This is a genomic window from Bradyrhizobium sp. MI1.11 (genome assembly GCF_055811255.1).
Genome location: NZ_JBVVPM010000037.1, coordinates 1 through 21,288, shown reverse-complemented (window position 1 = coordinate 21,288; position 21,288 = coordinate 1). Strand labels below are relative to the sequence as shown.

Below are 21,288 nucleotides of genomic sequence, written 5' to 3'. Positions count from 1 at the left end.
ACGCACTGCCGGCTTCGCCGGTACCGTTTTTGATGCCTCGCCCTAACGCAGGCGATTTCGGAGTGCGATAGGAACTGCGTTAGAATTTCTCCAGACGCGGGCTCAACACGTGCGACGAATGCGCTCAGTCGTGTCTCGAAGTCTGGAATGCTTCCAGACCGACAAGAACCTGCTTGTTCGAAATGTCTAAAACGGCGTCAGTGATGTCGCAGACGGCGATTGACCCGGCGCGCGAGATAATCGCCGGCGCTCTGCACGAGCTGCACCAGCGCGATCAGCACCACGACGACGGCCAGCATCATCTCCGGCATGAAGCGCTGATAGCCGTAGCGGATGCCGAGATCGCCCAGGCCCCCGCCTCCGACGGCGCCGACCATGGCGGAATAGCCGAGCAGGCTGACCACCGCGAGCGTCAGCGCCAGCAGAAGACCCGGCAGCGCTTCGGGGATCAGTACCTTGAACACGATCTGCATCGGCGAGGCCCCGAACGAGGATGCGGTCTCGATCAGGCCACCATCGACCTCGCGGATCGCGGCCTCGACCAGGCGAGCGATGAACGGCGCCGATGCGATCGTCAACGGCACGATCGCGGCCGTCGATCCGATCGAGGTGCCGGCCACCAGCCGCGTGAACGGGATGATGGCGACGACCAGGATGATGAAAGGCGTGGACCGCGTCGCGTTGACGACGATGCCGAGTACGCGATTGACGATGGGCGCGGCGAACAGCTCGCCTTTCCGGCTGGTCGCGAGAAAGACGCCGAGCGGCAGGCCGAAGGCGGTGCCGATCAGCGCCGCGAGCCCGACCATGTACAGGCTCTCGCCGGTCGCCTGGACGATCAGGTTGATGAGTTCAGGCGACATAGCCGAGACGCTCCGCGGGAAATTGAAATTGTGAGAGCCAGGCCAGCGTGCGCGTCGTCGCGTCCTCGCCGCTGGACATGCCGAGAGGGATACCAAGCGTCAGCGAGCCCACATGCTGGCCGCCGATCTCGTCGATGCGGGCCGACAGCAGCGACACGTCGAGGCCGAGTTCGCGCGCGAGCCGCGCCACCAGCGTGTCGCCGGCCCCTGCCCCGCGCACCTGGACGCGGATCACGGCCTGTCCGCCCGCTGGCGGCTCCGAAACAATCCGGCTCGCCAGCGACACCGGCAGGCTGTCTCCGATCACTTCGGCCAGGAAGGATTGCGTGATCGGATGCCTGGGGTGGGTGAAGATGTCGGCGACATGGCCGCTCTCGACGACGTGGCCGGCATCGAGCACCACGACATCCCCCGCAAGTTGGCGCACCACGGACATCTCATGGGTGATCAGCACAATGGTCACGTCAAGTTCGCGGTTGATGTTCGCGAGCAGATCGAGGATCGCCCGCGTGGTCTGCGGATCGAGCGCCGAGGTCGCCTCGTCCGACAGCAGCACGCTCGGCCGGGTCGCGAGCGCACGGGCAATGCCGACGCGCTGCTTCTGGCCGCCGGAGAGTTCTGACGGGTAGCGGTCGTGCTTGTCGGCGATGCCCACCAGCGCCAGCAGCTCGGCCACGCGGGCACGGATATCGGCCTTGGCCCAGCCGGCGATCTCGAGCGGCAGTGCGATGTTGGCGGCTGCGGTACGTGAGGACAGCAGGTTGAAGTGCTGGAAGATCATGCCGATCGAGCGCTGCGCGAGCCGCAAGTCCCGGCCCGAGAGCGCCGAGATGACTCTGTTATCCACGACGACGCGGCCCGTGGTCGGCCTCTCCAGGCCGTTGATGAGCCGGACCAGGCTCGATTTGCCTGCGCCGGAGCGACCGATGACGCCGGTGATCGAACCGCGCGGGATCGCGAAGTCGATGTTTTGCAGGGCATTGACGCCGGGCTTGCCGCGATAGGCCGGATAGATTTTCGAGATGCCTTCGAAGCGGACCATCGCGTCAGGCGCAGTCGCGGCAGGTGGGATCGTGTCAGGTGAGATCGCGTCGAGCTGTTCGATCGACTGTCCGATCGCGAGCGACGGGTGGACGTTCATGGAGGCGGCCTTCATGCACAATAGTTCCGCTTGCCCCTGGGGCATCCGGGAACCGGTCGCAAAAGCGACGGAGAGTGAAACCGCGATGAGGACTCGGCTGGAGCGCGCTGCACCGCAGCGGGCACCATCGCCCTTTCAGGTCTCTCTGGCAATGTCAGATATCGGCGGGGAGTTGGACGAAGTTTTCCAAATGTCTCCCCGCTGAAGAAAATTCATCTGCCGCCGTATGGGCCTCCCGCCCGGCTCAGGTGACCCGCAACCAGGGCCATACGATCAGCAGGAGCCCCGCGAAATAGAGCACCCCGAAGATCAGCCCAAAACCCCAGAACTGACCCTTGCCGATATAGCCGCTGCCGAAATACATCGGCGCCGGCCCCGTGGCGTAAGGCGAGATCACGCCCATCAGGCCGAGCGAATACATGCAGAGCATGGCGAGTGTCGTGACCGGCAGGTCGGGAATACCGGATCCGACCGCGAGCACCACGGGCAGCACGGCGGCGGCATGCGAGGTGATGCTCGAGAAGAAGTAGTGGATCCAGAAGAACAGCGCGACCAGCAGGAGCATCGCGGTCGACGGCGACAGCCCGGCGAGCGGCTTTGCATATTCGGTGGCGAACCATTTGATGAAGCCGATCTCGTTGAGACCCGAGGCCAGCGTCAGCAGCGAGGTGAAGTAGAAGAACACCTCCCAGGCGCTCTTCTCCGCGACGATGTCGGCAAACTCGATCACGCCCGTCACCAGCATCAGCGAGATCACGATGAACACGACGGTGGTGGCGTTGACGAAATTCGAGCCCAGAAGCGGCACGCGGATGTCCGGGCTCGAGCCCGCGATCCACAGGAACATCGCGAGCAAGATCAGCGTCAGCATGATCCATTCGTTGCGCGACATCGGGCCCATCTCCGCGAGCTCCTTCGATGCCCATTCGGAAATTTCCGGGCTGCTCTTCACCTCGGGGCGGCAGACCGCGTAGCTGAGCAGTGGGACCAGCACCATCAGGAGGAGGCCGAGCGGCGCAAAGCCCAAGAACCATTGCGCCCAGCTGACGTCGATTCCGACGGTCTTCTTGGCGATGGCCAGCGCCGCCGCATTGGGTGCGAGCGCGGTGAAAAACAATGAGCTGGTGACGGCAGTCGACGCGAACGCGGTCCACATCACGTAGGTGCCGATCTTGCCGGCGGTCGGTCCAGGCTCGGAGCCGTAGATGCGCGGGATGTTGCTGATGATGGGATAGACGATGCCGCCGCTGCGCGCGGTGTTGGACGGCGTCGCCGGCGCCAGCAAGAAGTCCGATATCGCCACCGCATAGCCGAGGCCAAGCGTGTTGCTGCCGAGCTTTTGCACCAGCACGAGCGCAATACGCCGGCCCAGCTGGCTCTTGCGATAGCCGATCGAGAACACGAAGGCGCCGACGATCAGCCACACCGTGCTCTCGGCAAAGCCCGCCAGCATCCAGCGCAGCGACTTGGTCGGGTCGGGATCGATATAACCGCCGACGCCGGCAACCGTCAGCCCGATCAGGCCGACCGCGCCCACCGGCATCGATTCCAGGATGAGCCCGGTGATGACGGCCGCGAAGACGGCAAAATAGTGCCACTGATTGACGTTGAGCCCTGCCGGCACCGGAAACAGATAGATCACCAGCCACACCGCGAGCGGCGCGATCAGCTTCCAGCGAAACCCTTTCGCCTCAGGCGCCTGCGAGCTAGTGGTCATGGGCCCTCCCCCTCGATCGTCATTGTCGTTTGCCGGCCCGTTGATCGGGCCTATTTTGTCCCAGCGCCGCGTATACGGATAGTCCGCGGCGCAATCAATGGCCCCAGCCTGTTTCTACCGCCCTCTGAACTTCGGTTTGCGTCGCGTCAGGAATGCCTCGACGCCCTCCTTGTGGTCCTCGCTGAGGCTTGCCAGGGCGAACTGGTCGACGTCCATGTGGCTGGCGAGATTATCCAGCGCGTGCGCCAGCCGGTTGACCGTGAGTTTCGTCATGGCGACGGAGAGCGGCGGCTGCGCTGCCACCTTGCGCGCAAGCTCCATCGCGGCATCGAACGCATGGCCGGGATCGACCACCTGCTCGACCAGGCCCCACGCATAGGCCTCATCCGCGCTGATGCGCTGGTCGGCCAGGATCACCGCCTGCTTGGTGCGAGCCGGGCCGATCAGATGCAGCATGCGCGGAATGCTTTGCCAGCTCATGTTCATGCCGAGCCCGATCTCGGGCACGCGCAGATGGGCATCGCGTCCCATGACGCGAAAGTCGAGCGCGACGGCCAGCGCCACGCCACCGCCGACGCAAAAGCCCTCGATGGCGGCGATCGTGATCTGCTCCATCTCCTGCCAGGCGAGGGTCAGGCGCGGTCCGAGCTTGAGATGCCGCCGCAGCGTGCCGAGATCCATCTCCTTGCGCGAGCGGCCTTCGGCATCCTTGAGGTCGAAGCCGGCGCTGAACGCGTCCGCGCTGCCTGTCAGCACCACGACGGAGGTCGCGGCGTCATCCTCAAAACTGCGCGCGGCCGCAGTGAGCTGGCGCAGCGCCTCCGGCGACAGCGCATTGATGCCGTCGCCGCGGTCGAACCGCACCACCGCAATCCGCCCCTCCGGCCCGAGGCCCTTCTCGATCTTGACATAGTCAGGCAACGCAAACTCCCCTGGTCTTGGTCTTCCTGGCGCTCACAGATGCCCGGTACGCCGATGTTCGGGTTCGCTTCCATGGACCGGAAACCGGATCGTGGTGCCGATGGTGATCCAGTTGGCATTTTCGCCGGTGATGTTGCGGCCGTAGATCACATCGACGGAGAATATCTCGTTCGGTCGGTAGCGGACACCGGTCTGGAAACGCGGCTGCACGGCGCTTGCGATCTCGGAGGCGCCGGCTTGCCCGTAAGCCTCGATCGTCCATTGCAGGGTGTCGGTGAATTTCCAGTCGAAGCCGATGCCGTAGGTCAGGTAGTGGCGATCCACCGTGCGATCCCAGAGCCAGCCGCCATTGACGTTGATGCGCATGGTCTCCGACAGGCGGAAGGTCGCGGGGACGACGGCAAAGGCGGATAGCGCATCGCCGGTCGCCGCGTCGAACGATCCGCCGCCATAGGCCGACAATCCCCACCGGCCAATTCCGGTCGGGACGAAATTCGTCTTGGCTTTCGGAGCAATTGTCGTGCTCCAGTCGCCATCGCTGCGGGCCCGGATGGTCTGCAGGCTCAGCTCGACCGGCCTGAAGGGATCGACGACACAGGAGGGATTGGCGACCGCCGAGAAATCCGTGTTGGAAGCCGTCGACATCCAGCTCTCCACCTTGCAGGAGCCGACCTCGGAAATGTCGGCGGCATCGACCGCATAGGCGCCATTCGCGGCGCGCGCATCCTGCGCCGCGAATGCGCCAAGAGCCGCGATTGCGGCGGTTATTCCGGTTCTTGCAGCCCAGCCCATGGTGCGATGTTAGCAGAGTCTTCGCCTCGACAACGCCCGGATTCTGGGACTATCTTTGCCTCATGAGCGACCATCATCATCACCACGATCACGACCATTCCGAGCTGTCGGAGACCGAGCTGCGCGTGCGCGCGCTCGAGACGATCCTGACCGAAAAAGGCTATGTCGAGCCGGCCGCGCTCGACGCCATCATCCAGGCCTATGAGACCCGGATCGGTCCCCATAACGGCGCGCGCGTCGTCGCCAAGGCCTGGAGCGATCCGGCGTTCAAGACGGCACTGCTGGAGGACGGCTCGAAGGCGATCGGCACGCTCGGCCATGTCAGCCGCGTCGGCGACCACCTCGTCGTGGTCGAGAACACGCCGCAGCGTCACAATATGGTCGTGTGCACGCTGTGCTCCTGCTACCCCTGGGAAATGCTGGGGCTGCCGCCGGTCTGGTACAAGGCCGCGCCCTATCGCTCACGCGCGGTGAAGGACCCGCGCGGCGTGCTCGCCGATTTCGGCGTGCAGGTCGCCAAGGACGTTGAAATCCGGGTGTGGGATTCGACCGCCGAAACGCGCTTTCTTGTGTTGCCGATGCGCCCCGCGGGCACAGACGGCTGGAGCGAGGAGCAGCTCGCCGAGCTGGTCACGCGCGATTCCATGATCGGCACCGGCTTTCCCAAGGCGCCCGGGGCGCCGTCATGAACGGCGTGCACGACATGGGCGGCATGGACGGCTTCGGCAAGGTCGAGCCCGAGCCGAACGAGCCGGTGTTCCACGAGGAATGGGAGTCGCGTGTTCTCGCCATGGTGCGTGCGATGGGCGCGGCCGGCGCCTTCAACATCGACACCTCGCGCTTCTATCGCGAGACGATCCCGCCGCATGTCTATCTCTCGAGCTCCTATTACAAGAAATGGTTTCTCGGGCTCGAGGAGATGCTGATCGAGAAAGGCTATCTCACCCGGGAGGAAGTCGCCGCCGGCCACGCTATGCAGCCGGCCAAGGCGCTCAAGCACGGCAAATTCGATCTCGGCCAGGTCGAGCGCATCATGGTGCGCGGCAAGTTCGCCCGTCCTGCTCCGGCGCCGGCGAAATTCAAGATCGGCGACAAGGTTCGTACGAAGAACATTCATCCCGCAACCCACACCCGCCTGCCGCGCTATGTGCGTGGCCACGTCGGAATTGTCGAGCTGAACCATGGCTGCCACGTGTTTCCGGACTCGGCGGCGATGGAGCTCGGCGAGAATCCGCAATGGCTCTACACGGTCGTGTTCGAGGGCCGCGATCTCTGGGGTGCGGATGGCGATCCAACCTCGAAAGTCTCGATCGATGCGTTCGAGCCGTATCTGGACCCAGCCTGATGAGCAGCACCGCTGCTGCTGCCGCGACGGCAGCGATCCCGAGCATTCCGCGCGATGATGACGGTCCGGTGTTCCGCGCACCCTGGGAGGCGCACGCCTTCGCGATGGCGCTGACGCTGCACGAGCGCGGCGTGTTCACCTGGCCCGAATGGGCGGCCGCCCTGGCGTCCGAGATCAAGCGCGCGCAGGCGGCCGGCGATCCCGATACGGGCGAGACCTACTATCTCCATTGGCTCGCCACGCTGGAAGGTCTCGTCGCGCGCAAGGGCGTTGCGTCTGCGGAGACGTTGCATCGCTACCGCGACGCGTGGGATCACGCGGCAGATCGCACCCCGCACGGCAAGCCGATCGAGCTGAAGGCTGAGGATTTTGCGCAATAGTCGCTTTGGGTACACCCTCACCCCAACCAACACTGTCATTCCCCGCGAAGGCGGGGAATCCAGTACGCCGCGGCCTCGCGATTATCACTATCGTCTCGGAGTACTGGATCACCCGCTTTCGCGGGTGATGACACCGAGTCTATGGCGTCACCGCCCCGCCACATACTCCCGCCACCCCTTCGCCCGCAGGCTGCAGGCCGGGCACTCGCCGCAACCGTAGCCCCAATCATGCTGCGCGCCGCGTTCGCCGAGATAGCAGGTGTGCGACTGCTCGCGGATGAGGTCCACCAGCCCGTCGCCGCCGAGGTCATGGGCGAGCCTCCACGTCGCGGCCTTGTCGATCCACATCAGCGGGGTATGCAGCTCGAACTTGCGGGCCATGCCGAGCGACAGCGCGGCCTGCATGGCGCGGATGGTGTCGTCGCGGCAATCGGGATAGCCGGAATAGTCGGTCTCGCACATGCCGCCGACGATGTGACTGATGCCGCGCCGGTAAGCCAGCGCCGCGGCGAATGTCAAGAACACCAGGTTGCGCCCGGGCACGAACGTGTTCGGCAGGCCGTCGGCGCCCATCGCAATCGCGACGTCGCGCGTCAGCGCCGTCTCGGACACGGCCGCCAGCGTCGGGATCGACAGCGTGTGGCTCTCGCCGAGCCTGGAAGCCCAATCCGCGCGCAGGCCCTTGATGCCGTCGAACAGCCGGTCGCGGCAGGCCAGCTCGATGGCGTGGCGCTGGCCGTAATCGAACCCCAGCGTCTCCACGCGCGCAAAACGATTCAGCGCCCAGGCGAGGCAGGTGGTGGAATCCTGGCCGCCGGAGAACAGCACCAGCGCGGTTTCGGATGAAGATGCGTCACTCATGGCCCGCGCTTTAGCATTGCCCACGCGGCTCGCCAATCCGGCCCGCCAACCGGTGGAAATCACCCTGTTCCGCCGCGCTACGCTGGGAACGGGGGCTCGCTTTTGGCATAAGGCTTGAGAGCCAGGAGACTGCCCCGCAATGACCCCTTCCCGCGACATTTCCCGCCTGATCGAGATCATGGCGGCGCTGCGCACGCCGGTGACCGGCTGCCCCTGGGACCTCGAGCAGAATTTTGCGACCATCGCGCCCTATACGATTGAGGAAGCCTATGAGGTAGTCGAGGCCATCAGCCGCGGCGATCTCGACGATCTCTGCGAGGAGCTCGGCGACCTGCTGCTCCAGGTCGTCTTCCACGCCCAGATGGCGTCGGAGCAGAACGCCTTTGCTTTTGGCGATGTCGTCGAGGCCATCACGCGAAAGATGATCCGGCGCCATCCTCACGTTTTCGCCGACAAGGACGGCAAGCTCGCCTCCTCCCACGTCAAGGAAGTCTGGGATCGCATCAAGGCCGAGGAGAAAGCCGAGCGCGCCGCGCGCCGGCCGCCGGAACAAATGCCGCCGCACAAATCATTGCTCTCGGGCGTCAAGGCCGGCCAGCCCGCCCTGACGCGCGCCATGGAGCTGCAGCGCAAGGCCTCCACCGTCGGCTTCGACTGGAACGATCCGCGCGCGGTGCTGGCAAAAATCCGCGAGGAAGCCGATGAGATCGAGGCAGCACTCGACCGCAACGACAGCGAGGGCCTGGCGGAAGAGACCGGCGACCTGATGTTCGCGCTGGTCAATCTCGCCCGCCATGTCGATGCAGATCCGGAAGCCGCGCTCCGCGCGACCAACGCGAAGTTCGAGCGGCGTTTTGCCTATATCGAGCGGGCGCTGGAGGCGCAGGGGCGGACGCTGGAGCAGGCATCGCTCGCGGAGATGGACGCGCTGTGGAATGAGGCGAAAGGTGAGGCGAAAAGCGCTGCGCCGGCGGAGAAAAGCAACCAAGCCCGCTCCTAGCTCGAGCGTCGTCCTGGCGAAAGCCAGGACCCATTACCCCGAATGCACATTGTTGAACCACGCTGGAGCTACCAGCGTGCCAATTCCAGCCGCTTGTGGTTATGGGTCCCGGATCTGCGCTTACGCTTGTCCGGGACGACAGCGTTGCTTGAGGCAGCAGTTAGCTCAACTCACTGGCGGGCGACGGCGTCTACGCGGACAGTCGCGGCACGGCGTCGAACCTGTTCACCACGATATCCCGCTTGGTCTCGTCCACCCGTACCGTCATGTCGAAGCGGCCGTCGTGCAGCTCTTTCGCCAGCACCTCGGAATTCCGATGCAGCCAGCTGATGCCGGCGCCGTCGGAGGCATCGATCGAGAGATCGAGCGTGATGCGCTTGGCCGCCAAGCGCTCCTCGATTGCGGCGAGCAGTGCGTCGACCCCCTCGCCCGACACAGCGGACACCAGCATCGCCGGATGATCCTCCGGCCTGCGCGCGGCGATGTTCAAAAGTTCTTCGCGCTGTTCGGGACCATAACGGTCGATCTTGTTCCAGACCTCGATGATGCGGCCTGAATCATCGGGATTGATGCCGAGCTGGCGCAGCACGGCGTCGACGTCGCTCTGCTGCGCCTCGGCGTCGTCGTGCGAGATGTCGCGCACGTGCAGGATGACGTCGGCTTCCAGCACCTCCTCCAGCGTGGCGCGGAAGGCGGCGACGAGCTGCGTCGGCAAATTGGAGATGAAACCGACGGTGTCCGACAGCATCGCCTTGCCGCCATGCGGCAGGGTGAGCGCGCGCAGGGTCGGATCGAGCGTGGCGAACAGCATGTCGGCGGCCTGCACGTCGGCGCGGGTCAGGCGGTTGAACAGCGTCGACTTGCCGGCGTTGGTGTAGCCGACCAGTGCGACCACGCGATACGGGACGCGCTGGCGGCCTGCGCGATGCAGGCGGCGTGTAGCCTGCACCTTCTTCAGTTCGCCCTCGAGCTTGGAGATGCGCTCCTGGATCAGGCGGCGGTCGGCTTCGATCTGGGTCTCGCCGGGACCGCCCATGAATCCAAAGCCGCCGCGCTGGCGTTCGAGATGGGTCCATGAGCGCACCAGGCGCGAACGTTGGTAGTTGAGATGCGCGAGCTCGACCTGGAGCGAGCCTTCCTTGGTCTTGGCGCGGCGGCCGAAGATTTCCAGGATGAGGCCGGTGCGGTCGAGCACCTTTGCCTGCAGCTCCTTCTCGAGATTGCGCTGCTGGATCGGCGCAAGCGCGCAATCCATCACCACGAGCTCGACGTCCAGGCCCTTGGCGAGCGCGGCGATCTCCTCGACCTTGCCCTTGCCGATATAGGTCGCGGGGCGGATCTGGCTGATCGGCGCGATGATTGCGTCGGCAACGACGAGATCAATCGCGCGTGCGAGGCCGGCGGCTTCGTCGAGCCGGGCTTCCGCGTCACGCAGGACATGAGCTTCCGATTGCGCGTCGGCATTGCCTGCGCGCACCCGCAAATAGGGACCGATGACAAGCACCCGCCCCGTCTGCTTATCCCCTGCCGACCGCGGACGGTCGACATCCCCGTCGAAATTCCGGGGTTCCAATCAGATCACTCTCAAGCCGGCTGGTCCTCGCCGCCTTCGAACAACTGGATCGGAGCGCCCGGCATGATGGTCGAGATCGCATGCTTGTAGACGAGCTGCGAGTGACCGTCGCGCCGAAGCAGCAAACAGAAATTGTCGAACCAGGTCACGATGCCCTGGAGCTTCACTCCGTTGACCAGAAAGATCGTCAGTGGCGTTTTGGTTTTGCGAACGTGATTAAGGAAGGTGTCCTGCAGGTTTTGTGCGCGGTCTGCCGCCATTGTTTTTTTCTCGCTTTGAGTTTCTTTTTATTGCGCCGGTTGCGGCCCTCTTTTGAAAATTCGGGGTCCTCGTCCGGTTGCCGTCCCTCATGAGATCCCCCTCGGAGGGACAGCGGTTCAATTAGAGGACAGGTAGGCTTATTAGGCAAGCCGCTTCACGCGGCAGCCCATGCCGTATTGCCCCGAAAAACTACGGAAATCGATGATTTTCCTCGCCTATTCGAACGACGTCGCAGCGTTAGCCGACGCCGAGCGCCTTCAACTTCCGGTGCAGTGCCGAGCGTTCCATGCCAACAAACTCGGCCGTGCGAGAAATATTTCCTGAGAAACGGCTGATCTGTGCAATCAAATAGTCGCGCTCGAACACTTCGCGCGCTTCGCGCAGCGGCAGGCCCATGATGTGCTCGCCATTGTTGCTGGTCGGCATCGCCGGCACCATGGAGCCGACGTCCTGCGGCAGCATGTCGGCCGTGATGATGACCTCCGGCCCGCCCGCGGCCAGAATCATGACTCTCTCAACGTTGTTGCGGAGCTGGCGCACATTGCCCGGCCAGACATGCGACTGCAGCACCGCCATCGCGTCCTGCCCGATCTGCCGCTTGGGCAGGCCGCTGCCCGCGGAGATCTGCTCCATGAAATAGTCGATCAATTCCGGAATGTCCTCACGCCGCTCCGACAGCGCGGGCACGCGGATCGGCACCACCGAGAGCCGATGATAGAGGTCCTCGCGGAAATGGCCGGCCGCGATCTCCTCTTCGAGGTTGCGCGCGGTGGAGGAAATGATGCGGACGTCGACCTGCACCTTGCCGTTGCCGCCGACGCGCTGGAACGACTGCTCGACCAGCACGCGCAAGATCTTGTTCTGGGTCTCGCGCGGCATGTCCGCGATCTCGTCGATGAACAGCGTGCCGCCGTGGGCCTCTTCGAGCGCGCCGGGCTTGCGCGCGTGCTCGCCGTTGGACTGCTCGATGCCGAACAGCTCGTGCTCCATCCGCTCGGGCGTGATCGCAGCGGCGTTGATGACGACGAAGGGGCCGTCGGCGCGGCCCGAGGCCGTGTGCAACGTGCGGGCGGTCAATTCCTTGCCGGCGCCGGCGGGGCCAACGATCAGGATGCGGCTGTTGGCCTTGGCCGCACGCTCGATGGTCTGGCGCAGCTGGTTCATGCTGGGCGAGCGGCCGACCAGCGAGCTTGCGCTCGGCGCGAGCTGCTTCAGCTCCTTGACCTCGCGCTTGAGCCGCGAGTTCTCAAGTGCACGGTTGGCGACCAGGATCAGCCGGTCGGTCTTGAACGGCTTCTCGATGAAGTCGTAGGCGCCACGCTTGATCGCGGCGACCGCGGTCTCGATGTTGCCGTGGCCGGAAATCATCACGACCGGCAGATCGGGGTTGTCCTTCTTGACCTGCTCCAAGAGCTGCAAGCCGTCGAGCTTAGAGCCCTGCAGCCAGATGTCGAGGAACACCAGATGCGGCCTGCGGTTGGCGATCTCGGCGAGCGCCGTATCGCTGTCGCGCGCGGTCCGGGTCACGAAGCCCTCGTCTTCGAGGATGCCCGCAACGAGATCCCGAATATCGGCCTCATCATCGACAATCAGAATTTCACTTGCCATGTGTCGCCTGTTTTCTCAGCTGCCTGTTGAGGCTTCGATCTTCGTTGAATCATTGGTCTTTTCAGCCGGCTCTTTGGTTTCGGCGGCCGCCTGTTTTGTTTCCGGATCCTTGACGGATTGCGTGGCCGTTTCGCCGATGTCCGGCTTGGCCGTTGCCTCGGCTGCCGGTTCGGCCCCCTCGCTTTTCGCGGGAGCGCCGGAGATCGCAAAACGCATCCGCATCCAGGCGCCACGCTGGCCCTCGCGGAAATCCGAGGCATCCTTCAGTTCGATGCGCCCGCCATGGTCTTCCAGCACGCGCCCGACGATCGCGAGCCCAAGGCCGGTGCCCTTGGCGCGTGTCGTCACATAGGGCTCGAGCAGGCGCGAGCGCGCAACCTTGGGCAGGCCGATACCGTTGTCGACGACGTCGATTAGAACGTCCTCGCCCTCGCGCGAGACCACGACGTCGATCCGGCCTTTGCCGAGCTCCTCCAGGGGGACCTGCTCGATCGCCTCGGTGGCGTTCTTGACAATGTTGGTGACCGCCTGCGAGATCAGCCGCCGGTCGAACTGGGCGCGCAGCGGATCTTCCTTGAACTCGGCCTCGATATCGATCTCGGGGTGGGCGACCTTCATCAGGAAGACCGCCTGCCGCACTGCGTCGGCGACGTCCTCACCCTCCATCACCGGCTTCGGCATCCGCGCAAAGCGCGAGAACTCGTCGACCATGCGACGGATATCGTCGACCTGACGCACGATGGTATCGGTGCACTGTTCGAAGATCTGCTTGTCCTTGCCCTCGGTGATGTCCTTGCCGAATTTGCGGCGAATGCGCTCGGCGGAGAGCTGGATCGGGGTCAGCGGGTTCTTGATCTCATGCGCGATGCGGCGCGCGACGTCGCCCCAGGCCGAGGTGCGTTGCGCCGAGACCAGCTCGGTGATGTCGTCGAGCGTGATGATGTAGCTGTCGTGCGGCTGGCTGGTCTTCTCGGCGCTGACGCGAACCGACAGATTGCGTTCCTGCCCGTCCCGCGTGATCGTGATCTGCCCCTGCACCAGGCGCTGGGTCCCTTCCCGCGCGCTCTTCATCATCTCTTCGAGCTCGGGCAGCACGTCGGAGAGCGGATGGCCGAGCGTCTCGGCTTCGGAGTGCCCGATCAGCTTTTCGGCGGAACGGTTGAGAATGCCGACGCTGCTTGAATTATCCACGCCGATGATGCCGGCGCTCGCGGACGACAGCACCGCCTCGATGAAGCGGCGGCGGCTGTCGATGAGGTCGCTGGCGTTGACGAGCTCGTCGCGCTGGCTGCGCAACTCCTCCGTCATCTTGTTGAAGGTCTCACCCAGCTGGGCGAGGTCGCCTTCCGACTGGTGCACCGGCACTTTCACGTGGAGATCGCCCGTCGACACCGTCTGGGCCGCGTTCATCAGCCGCCGGATCGGCGAGACCAGCGAGTTGGCGAAGTTGAGGCCGATCAGCACCGAGGCCATCAGGATGGTCAGCGCGATCACCGCGAACATCAGCGCGAACGCGACCTGGATGCCGAGCCGGCGCGACTCGATCTGGGCGTATTCGGCGACGCTGACCTCGGTCTGCTTGAGCTGGTTGACGACATTCGGATCGAGCGGCCGCGCGACGTAGAGGAAGGTGTCGCTGAAGGCGCGCAAGCGGACCACCGCGGCGACGAAGCTCGCATCGGGCAGCACTGCGATCTCGGGCTCGGATTCATTGACGTTGCTGAGGAAGTCCGGCGCCGGCGGCGAATAGGCCAGCCGCATGCCGGTGTCGGCGGATTCGAGAATGTTGGTGTTCTTGTCGATGATCATCGCGCCCGGCAGGTTGCGCGAGGCGGCGCTGGAGGTCAGCAATTCGCGAAACGAGCGGCGATCCTGGTCGTAGAGCGGCCGGGCGTGGGCGATGTCGTTGGCCATGCCGAGAATGTCGCCCCGGATCAGCTGCGCGTGGTCCTGCATGTAGGCGCGCGCGATCGTCAGCGAATTCTGGATCACCTCCTTGGTCGGGCCGGAGAACAGGCGGTCGAGGCCGCGCTCGATGGTGACGTTGGCGACGACGGCGACCAGCACCGCCGGCAGCACCGCCACGATCGAGAACAGGCTGACGATCTGGACATGGAGGCGCGCCGCCGCCCTACCCCGCCGTCGCGCCAGGATCAGCTGCCAGAGTTCGCGGATGATGATGCCGACCAGCAGCAGGATCGTGGCCGCATTGATCAGATAGAACGAGCGGACAACCGCAGGGGTCGGTTCGATCGACGTGAGGCCGGTCAGGACCAGGAACGTCAGGCAGGCCGACAGCAGGGCCAACGCCACGGCGAACGGCGCCAGCCAGCGTCGCGCCGACCAACGCCGGGGCTCTTCCGCTGGGGCCGTGTCAAAGGATGCGGCCGAGGTGTCTGCGCTGGTCATTCCGGCAATGGGTGCTGAAAACGGGGTCCGCGGCGGGCGGATACTGATGTATTCGTACCACATTGTTGCCGAATTGCGACAATTCCGCGGCGCCCACGCCGCGACTGACCCGCGCATCCACAGCGACATGCCGGAGGGCGGGAACGCATCCCGGCCCCAGCGGCTTGACGGGGATGCACAGGTTCTTTCTCGCAATGATGGTGTCGGCCGTGCTGCTGCTGATCGTGGCGGCCGACCTGCTGGTCAATGGTGTCGGGGTGCAGGAGCCCAATGCGAACGTCGCCAGCGCGATACAGGTATCAGGCCGATTTGTCAGATAGGTGTGAGGCCGCGTCCCGCGGCTGAATGACCATTTGAATGTTCCGGCGGAACATTTCAGTCCGATCGGGACTTCTGCTCACCGCGTCAGCCACAACGGCCAGCGCGATCCGGACAGGCTCAGCTCCGCTTGGTAGGGGAGCTGAGCCACCGTCCGTTGCGGAAAGGCTAGCCCCCGCTCCGATACACCTGGATATCGAGATCCCGAATCTTCTTCCGCAGCGTGTTGCGGTTGAGGCCGAGCAGATCGGCGGCACGGATCTGGTTGCCGCGGGTGGCGGCGAGCGCGGCCGTCAGCAGCGGCACCTCGATCTCTTTCAAGATGCGGTGATAGAGGCCCGGCGGCGGCACGCCGTTCGGGAAGCCCTGGAAGTGCGAGGAGAGATACGCTTCCACGGCGCTGCCGAGATTGTCGACGCCATGCTGGACTGCGGCACCCGGGCTGACCGTGGGTGGCGCCAGCTCGCCGTCGATGACGGAGCCGGTGATCACATCCTGCGGATAGAGCGCCGCGAGGCGGCGGGCGAGGTTCTCGAGCTCGCGCACATTGCCCGGCCAGCGGTGCTGCTTCATCCGCTCCAGCGCCAGCGTGTCGAGCTTTTTCGGCGGCAGTCCGTCCTTCTCGGCCAGCGCGAAGAAATGACGGATCAGATCCGGAAGATCCTCGATGCGCTCGCGCAAAGGCGGCAGCCGCAGCGGCACGACGTTGAGGCGGAAGAACAGATCTTCGCGGAACAGGCCCTGCTGGATCAGGACTCGCAGATCCTTGTTGGAAGCCGCGACGATGCGCACGTCGGTCTTGATCGGAGTGCGGCCGCCGACCGTGGTGTATTCGCCCTGCTGAAGCACGCGCAGCAGGCGGGTCTGCGCCTCCATCGGCATGTCGCCGATCTCATCCAGGAACAGCGTGCCGCCCTCGGCCTGCTCGAACCGGCCGGAGGCGCGGGTGTTGGCGCCGGTGAAGGCACCGCGCTCATGGCCGAACAGTTCGGACTCGATCAAGTCACGCGGGATCGCCGCCATGTTGACCGCGACGAACGGGCCGTTGCGGCGCTTGCCGTAATCGTGCAACGCGCGCGCCACCAGCTCCTTGCCGGTACCGGACTCGCCCGTGATCATCACGGTGAGGTCGGTCTGCATCAACCGCGCCAGCACGCGATAGATTTCCTGCATCGCCGGCGAGCGGCCGACCAGCGGGATCGCCTCCATCTCGGCGTCGTCGTTCGGCGTCGCGACCCGCTCCTTGGGCTCGGCCAGCGCACGGCCGACGATGGCGATCAGCTCCTTCAGGTCGAAGGGCTTCGGCAGATATTCATAGGCGCCGCGCTCGGAGGCCCGGATCGCCGTCATGAAGGTATTTTGCGCGCTCATGACGATGACCGGCAAATTCGGCCGCATCTTCTTGATCCGCGGCAGCAGGTCGAACGCGTTCTCGTCGGGCATCACCACGTCGGTGATGACGAGATCGCCCTCCCCCTGGCTGACCCAGCGCCACAGCGTCGCGGCATTGCCGGTCAGCCGCACTTCGTAGCCGGCGCGGGATAGTGCCTGATTGAGAACGGTGCGGATGGCGGTGTCGTCATCAGCAACGAGAATGCTACCTGCGGGCATCGTTAATCCTCATTTTGCCCCCTGTGACGCAGACGACGACTTCCCGGCAGAGCCGTCGCGACTGCTTTGATCGGCATGTTTCACCGATGTGGAATACATCGGCATCAGCACGCGGAAGGTGGTCTTCCGCGGCTGAGATTCGCATTCGATGATGCCCCCGTGGTCCCCGATGATCTTTGCGACCAGCGCGAGGCCCAGACCCGAGCCGGTCTGCTTGGTGGTGACGAAGGGATCGAACAGATTTGGCAGGAGATCGTCCGGCACGCCTGGTCCGTTGTCCTTCACGCAGAATTCGAGCGGCAGGGATACACGGGATTTTTGACCGGGGACTGACAGGCGCACGCCGGGACGAAACGCGGTGGTGAGCTGGATTTCGCCGTCGGGAACGTCGATCAGCGCTTCGGCGGCGTTCTTCACGAGGTTGAGGAACACCTGGATGAGCTGGTCCTGGTTCGCCAGCACCGGCGGCAGCGAGGGATCGTAGTCCTCGACGAAGCGGATGTTGCGGGCAAAGCCGGACTGCGCCAGCCGTTTGACGTGATCGAGCACCGAATGGATGTTGACGGGGCCGCGCACCACGGGGCGCTCGTCGCCGAACACCTCCATGCGGTCGACCAGAGTCACGATGCGGTCGGCCTCGTCGCAGATCAGCCGCGTCAGCATGCGGTCTTCCGAGGAGGCCTGCTGCTCCAGGAGCTGCGCCGCGCCGCGGATGCCGGAGAGCGGGTTCTTGATTTCATGCGCCAGCATCGCGGCGAGCGCGATCACCGAGCGCGCGGCGCTGCGATGGGTGAGCTGGCGGTCCATCTTGTCGGCGATGGAGCGCTCCTGGAGCATCACCACGATGTGGCCGGGCCGTTCCGTGACGGGGGCAACGTGCAGATCGACCTGGCGGTCTCCGCCCATGCGTGGCGTGCCCAGATCGACCTTGTATTCGTTGACCGGTGCGTTCGACGAACGCACCTGGTCAATCAGCGCCAGCAAGGGGCTGCCGAACGGCACCAGCTCTTTCAGCGACTGCCGCTTCAAGAACTGCGTCGAGATATCGAAGAAGGCTTCGGTTGCGATGTTGGCGGCGACGATCTTGCCGTCCGGCCCGATCATCAGCGTCGGATTGGGCAGTGCGTCCAGGATGGCATCGCTGTCGGACGGAAACGGCCGACGATGTTCAGCGGCTGAGCTCATGCAGCGGCGCTCCATGCGAAGTCGTCGAAGGCATCTTGCAGTGACCGGTGGACAAGGCGCGGATCCTCCGAGGTGAGGATTTTCTGGCGCCAGGATTTCAGCTTCTCGGCCGGCGCACGGCTCACATCGGCCGCGACGTCGAGGGCCCAGCCGAGATGTTTTCGTGCGTGCCGCAGACCGACGCGCAGGCCGTAGAGCGCGCAGACTCCTTCATAGAGCGTGCGGACATAATGCAGCTGCGTCTCGAGCGACGGCGTGGCTTCCGCCGCCCCGCCCTTCAGGCGCCGGCCGATCTCACCGGGCAGCCAGGGCTGGCCCTGCGCGCCGCGACCGATCATCACGGCATCGGCGCCGGAGGCCTCTAACGCCGCGAGCGCCTTCTCGAAAGTGGTGATATCGCCATTGACGACGAGCGGAATGGAGATGGCGTCGCGCACGGCGCGGATCCCGTCCCAATCGGCCTCGCCCTTGTAGAATTGGCAGCGGGTGCGGCCGTGCACGGTGACGAGCTTGACGCCTGATGCCTGTGCGCGCCGCGCCAGTTCCGGTGCGTTGCGGGTGCGGTCGTCCCAGCCGAGCCGCATCTTCAACGTCACGGGCACCTTCACCGCCGCGATCGTCGCTTCGATCAGGCTCACGGCGTGGTCGAGGTCGCGCATCAAGGCGGAACCGGACTGGCCGCCGGTGACGTGACGGGCCGGACAGCCCATGTTGATGTCGATGATATCTGCGCCTTCGGCTTCAGCGATCCGGGCGCCCTCTGCCATCCAGTGCGTCTCACAGCCGGCGAGCTGGACCACGTGCGGACCAATACCCGTGGCTTCGCAGCGCAACCGGGACATATGATGGCCATTGGCGAGTTCGTCGCTGGCCGTCATTTCGGAGACGACGAGACCGGCGCCGAGCTCCGCGGCCAGCCGGCGGACGGGCGAGTCAGTCACCCCCGACATCGGCGCCAGGAAGACCGGGGTGGCGACATCAATATCGCCTATCTTCAATGGCTTAAAGCTAGATACTGCCGAGCCGGTCACAGGGGTCTCGTTGCGTTGGCAGCGCCTCATCGCGCCTGCCATGACCTATCTTGCGCACAATTCTTGTGCAGTCAAGCGTCATGCCTACAGTTTAGACAGTTCTGCCGAACTTTCAAGTGCAGTGCAGCAAAATGCTGTTTCCCACAATCCGGGGAAACCCCCTTTTTTTGCGGGCCTGCCGTGCTAGAGGCATGCGGCAATCACCCCACCCCCGACTCTCTTCATCATCAAATGAGTATTTGAATCCTATGGCGAAATCACAGCGCACCGCGGTCGTTCTCGTCGCGGCCGGACGCGGCCTGCGCGCAGGCGCCGGTGGCCCCAAGCAATATCGCGAGATCGGCGGCGTGCCGGTGATCTATCGCGCCATGGAGGCCTTCAGCCGTCATGCGGACGTGTTTGCGGTTCAGCCGGTCGTGAACCCCGACGACAGCGCCATGTTCACGGCAGCGGTCGCAGGGCTCAGCCACGAGGCGCCGGTCAATGGCGGCGCGACCCGGCAAGCCTCGGTGCTCGCCGGGCTCGAAGCGCTCGCCAGGCACAAGCCCGACATCGTCCTGATCCACGACGCCGCCCGCCCCTTCGTTTCGGAAGGCGTGATCACCCGCGCGATCGATGCGGCCAGCCGCACCGGCGCCGCGATCCCCGTCGTTCCCGTCACCGACACTATCAAGGTCACCGGCGAGAACGGCAATGTCGAGGACACGCCGGACCGGGCGCGGTTGCGGATCGCACAGACGCCGCAATCCTTTCGTTTCGACGTCATCCTCGAAGCGCATCGTCGCGCAGCCAAGGACGGCCGCAGCGATTTCACCGACGATGCCGCGATTGCCGAATGGGCGGGATTGACGGTTGCAACCTTTGAAGGCGATGTTGCCAATATGAAGCTCACCACTCCCGAGGATTTCGTGCGCGAGGAAGCGCGGCTGGCCAGCCTGCTCGGCGATATCAGGACCGGCACGGGCTATGACGTCCACGCCTTCGGCGAGGGCGACCATCTCATGCTCTGCGGCGTGCGCGTGCCGCACACCAAAGGCTTCCTGGCCCATTCCGACGGCGATGTCGGCCTGCATGCGCTGGTCGACGCCATCCTCGGCGCGCTCGCTGACGGCGACATCGGATCGCACTTTCCGCCCAGCGACGCGAAGTGGAAAGGCGCCTCCTCCGACCAGTTTTTGCAATACGCCATCGAGCGCGTCACCCAGCGCGGCGGCCGCATCTCCAATCTCGAGGTCACCATGATCTGCGAGCGGCCGAAGATCGGTCCCTTGCGCGACACCATGCGCGCGCGCATCGCCGAGATTTCCGGCGTCGACATCTCCCGCGTCGCGGTCAAGGCGACCACCAGCGAGCGGCTCGGCTTCACCGGTCGCGAGGAAGGCATCGCGGCCACCGCGAGCGCCACCATCCGTCTGCCCTGGAGTGTCTAGGCCATGGCCGGCAGCGACGCACGCGCCCTCTCCCGCTCGCTGCTCGATCTGTGCCGGATGCGCAAGCTGACGATCGCGACCGCGGAGTCCTGCACCGGCGGTCTCGTCGCGGGCGCGCTGACCGACATCCCCGGTTCGTCAGACGTCATCGATCGCGGCTTCGTCACCTATTCCAACGATGCCAAGCGCGCCATGCTCGGGGTCGAGGCCGGCACGCTTGCGAATTTCGGCGCCGTCAGCAAGGAGACCGCAACAGCTATGGCGGTCGGTGCGCTGGAGCGTGCCGGCGTCGATCTTGCGGTCGCCATCACCGGCATTGCCGGCCCTGGCGGTGCCACGCCTGGCAAGCCGGTTGGCCTCGTCCACTTCGCCGCCGCCGCGCGCGACGGACGCATCGTTCACCGCGAGCATCGCTTTGGCGCGATCGGCCGTTCCGCCGTGCGCCAGCGCTCGGTGGTCGAGGCGCTGCGCATGCTGATGGATCTCGCCCGCGGCCCAGTCCAGGCCAAGCCGCGCCGTGAAGCCGCGGTAACCCGCCTGCGCCCCCGCGTGACACGCTCGCCGCGCCGGCACGCCGTCAAACGCAGGACTCCGCGCTCGCCGCGGGGGTGACTCCCGTAGCCCGGATGGAGCGAAGCGCAATCCGGGATTCGTTCCGCGGATACGGCGTCCCGGATTACGCTTCGCTCCATCCGGGCTTCAATCCCTTGCGTTGCCCGACGGGCAAAACACCCAAACGACGGGTCAATCCGCTCGCGCAAAAAGATTCCGCTTTACCGAAATTCGGCTTTGGCGTATTCAGCCGCCACCTCATCCCGGTCAGAGGGGCGTATCGCGATCGT

The 21,288-nt window shown here is 65.0% G+C and carries 21 protein-coding genes; 8 read left to right on the top strand and 13 right to left on the bottom strand.

The genetic code is table 11. The features are described 5' to 3' along the window. Positions 1-197 precede the first annotated feature (197 nt). From AC0L30_RS29340 to AC0L30_RS29320, 5 genes are all read right to left on the bottom strand, one after another. Positions 198-863 carry a methionine ABC transporter permease gene (locus AC0L30_RS29340; protein WP_473405796.1) on the bottom strand — a complete coding sequence of 222 codons (666 nt, stop codon included), beginning with the start codon at positions 861-863 and terminating at the stop codon, positions 198-200. Continuing rightward, on the bottom strand, positions 853-2,019 hold the full coding sequence (locus AC0L30_RS29335; protein ID WP_473405795.1) for a methionine ABC transporter ATP-binding protein: 1,167 nt from the start codon (positions 2,017-2,019) through the stop codon (positions 853-855). Before AC0L30_RS29335 ends, AC0L30_RS29340 begins: the two co-directional genes overlap by 11 nt. Positions 2,020-2,248: 229 nt before the next feature. After that, the gene (locus AC0L30_RS29330) at positions 2,249-3,721 is read right to left on the bottom strand and encodes a DASS family sodium-coupled anion symporter (protein WP_473405794.1); all 1,473 of its coding nucleotides are present in this window, start codon (positions 3,719-3,721) and stop codon (positions 2,249-2,251) included. Between the two features lie 114 nt (positions 3,722-3,835). Continuing rightward, entirely contained in the window at positions 3,836-4,642 is an 807-nt protein-coding gene (locus tag AC0L30_RS29325) for an enoyl-CoA hydratase/isomerase family protein (protein WP_473405793.1), read from the bottom strand. A gap of 33 nt (positions 4,643-4,675) precedes the next feature. After that, entirely contained in the window at positions 4,676-5,434 is a 759-nt protein-coding gene (locus AC0L30_RS29320; protein WP_473405792.1) for a hypothetical protein, read from the bottom strand. A gap of 62 nt (positions 5,435-5,496) precedes the next feature. On the opposite strand from AC0L30_RS29320, the gene nthA reads away from it, so the two are divergent. From nthA to AC0L30_RS29305, 3 genes are read left to right on the top strand one after another with little or no spacing between them, the layout of a single operon-like run. After that, a complete protein-coding gene (gene nthA, locus AC0L30_RS29315) occupies positions 5,497-6,123 on the top strand; it encodes a nitrile hydratase subunit alpha (protein WP_007591118.1) in 627 nt (208 codons plus the stop codon). Beyond that, entirely contained in the window at positions 6,120-6,779 is a 660-nt protein-coding gene (gene nthB, locus AC0L30_RS29310; protein WP_007591120.1) for a nitrile hydratase subunit beta, read from the top strand. The genes nthA and nthB overlap by 4 nt, the downstream gene beginning before the upstream one ends. After that, positions 6,779-7,159 (top strand): nitrile hydratase accessory protein, encoded by a 381-nt coding sequence (locus AC0L30_RS29305; RefSeq protein WP_007591121.1) that lies wholly within the window; start codon positions 6,779-6,781, stop codon positions 7,157-7,159. The genes nthB and AC0L30_RS29305 overlap by 1 nt, the downstream gene beginning before the upstream one ends. Before the next feature lie 147 nt (positions 7,160-7,306). Here AC0L30_RS29305 and queC read toward each other — a convergent pair whose 3' ends face one another. After that, positions 7,307-8,020: a 7-cyano-7-deazaguanine synthase QueC gene (gene queC, locus AC0L30_RS29300; RefSeq protein ID WP_007591122.1), complete on the bottom strand. Its 714-nt coding sequence runs from the start codon at positions 8,018-8,020 to the stop codon at positions 7,307-7,309. A gap of 139 nt (positions 8,021-8,159) precedes the next feature. Here queC and mazG point away from each other — a divergent pair, with 139 nt between their 5' ends. Continuing rightward, positions 8,160-9,020, top strand: a complete 861-nt coding sequence (gene mazG / locus AC0L30_RS29295) for a nucleoside triphosphate pyrophosphohydrolase (protein ID WP_473405791.1) — start codon at positions 8,160-8,162, stop codon at positions 9,018-9,020. Between the two features lie 190 nt (positions 9,021-9,210). On the opposite strand, the gene hflX is transcribed toward mazG, so the two are convergent. The 4 genes from hflX to AC0L30_RS29275 all read right to left on the bottom strand — a co-directional run bounded on the left by hflX (position 9,211) and on the right by AC0L30_RS29275 (position 14,871). After that, positions 9,211-10,593: a GTPase HflX gene (hflX, locus tag AC0L30_RS29290; protein ID WP_007591124.1), complete on the bottom strand. Its 1,383-nt coding sequence runs from the start codon at positions 10,591-10,593 to the stop codon at positions 9,211-9,213. 11 nt (positions 10,594-10,604) lie between these two features. Next, positions 10,605-10,853, bottom strand: coding sequence for an RNA chaperone Hfq (gene hfq, locus AC0L30_RS29285; protein WP_007591126.1), 249 nt, complete (start codon positions 10,851-10,853; stop codon positions 10,605-10,607). Positions 10,854-11,091: 238 nt separating this feature from the next. After that, on the bottom strand, positions 11,092-12,462 hold the full coding sequence (ntrX, locus tag AC0L30_RS29280) for a nitrogen assimilation response regulator NtrX (protein WP_007591127.1): 1,371 nt from the start codon (positions 12,460-12,462) through the stop codon (positions 11,092-11,094). A gap of 15 nt (positions 12,463-12,477) precedes the next feature. Next, the gene (locus tag AC0L30_RS29275; protein WP_219684285.1) at positions 12,478-14,871 is read right to left on the bottom strand and encodes a sensor histidine kinase; all 2,394 of its coding nucleotides are present in this window, start codon (positions 14,869-14,871) and stop codon (positions 12,478-12,480) included. Positions 14,872-15,044: 173 nt separating this feature from the next. Between AC0L30_RS29275 and AC0L30_RS29270 the strand changes: the two genes are divergently transcribed. Beyond that, positions 15,045-15,191, top strand: a complete 147-nt coding sequence (locus AC0L30_RS29270; protein ID WP_219684372.1) for a hypothetical protein — start codon at positions 15,045-15,047, stop codon at positions 15,189-15,191. Between the two features lie 166 nt (positions 15,192-15,357). Here the strand turns inward: AC0L30_RS29270 and ntrC are convergent, their stop codons facing one another. The 3 genes from ntrC to dusB are packed head-to-tail and all read right to left on the bottom strand — an operon-like array spanning position 15,358 to position 18,983. Continuing rightward, positions 15,358-16,800 carry a nitrogen regulation protein NR(I) gene (gene ntrC, locus AC0L30_RS29265; RefSeq protein WP_473405790.1) on the bottom strand — a complete coding sequence of 481 codons (1,443 nt, stop codon included), beginning with the start codon at positions 16,798-16,800 and terminating at the stop codon, positions 15,358-15,360. A 9-nt stretch (positions 16,801-16,809) separates the two neighbouring features. Continuing rightward, positions 16,810-17,985, bottom strand: coding sequence for a two-component system sensor histidine kinase NtrB (locus AC0L30_RS29260; RefSeq protein ID WP_007591135.1), 1,176 nt, complete (start codon positions 17,983-17,985; stop codon positions 16,810-16,812). Continuing rightward, positions 17,982-18,983, bottom strand: a complete 1,002-nt coding sequence (gene dusB / locus AC0L30_RS29255; RefSeq protein WP_473405789.1) for a tRNA dihydrouridine synthase DusB — start codon at positions 18,981-18,983, stop codon at positions 17,982-17,984. The genes AC0L30_RS29260 and dusB overlap by 4 nt, the downstream gene beginning before the upstream one ends. A 281-nt stretch (positions 18,984-19,264) precedes the next feature. Here dusB and AC0L30_RS29250 point away from each other — a divergent pair, with 281 nt between their 5' ends. From AC0L30_RS29250 to AC0L30_RS29240, 3 genes are all read left to right on the top strand, one after another. After that, positions 19,265-20,446, top strand: coding sequence for a bifunctional 2-C-methyl-D-erythritol 4-phosphate cytidylyltransferase/2-C-methyl-D-erythritol 2,4-cyclodiphosphate synthase (locus AC0L30_RS29250; RefSeq protein ID WP_007591139.1), 1,182 nt, complete (start codon positions 19,265-19,267; stop codon positions 20,444-20,446). A 3-nt stretch (positions 20,447-20,449) separates the two neighbouring features. Next, positions 20,450-21,058 carry a CinA family protein gene (locus AC0L30_RS29245; RefSeq protein WP_219684280.1) on the top strand — a complete coding sequence of 203 codons (609 nt, stop codon included), beginning with the start codon at positions 20,450-20,452 and terminating at the stop codon, positions 21,056-21,058. 14 nt (positions 21,059-21,072) lie between these two features. Then, positions 21,073-21,288: hypothetical protein (locus AC0L30_RS29240; RefSeq protein WP_473405788.1), on the top strand; the 216-nt coding region annotated here is incomplete at its 3' end.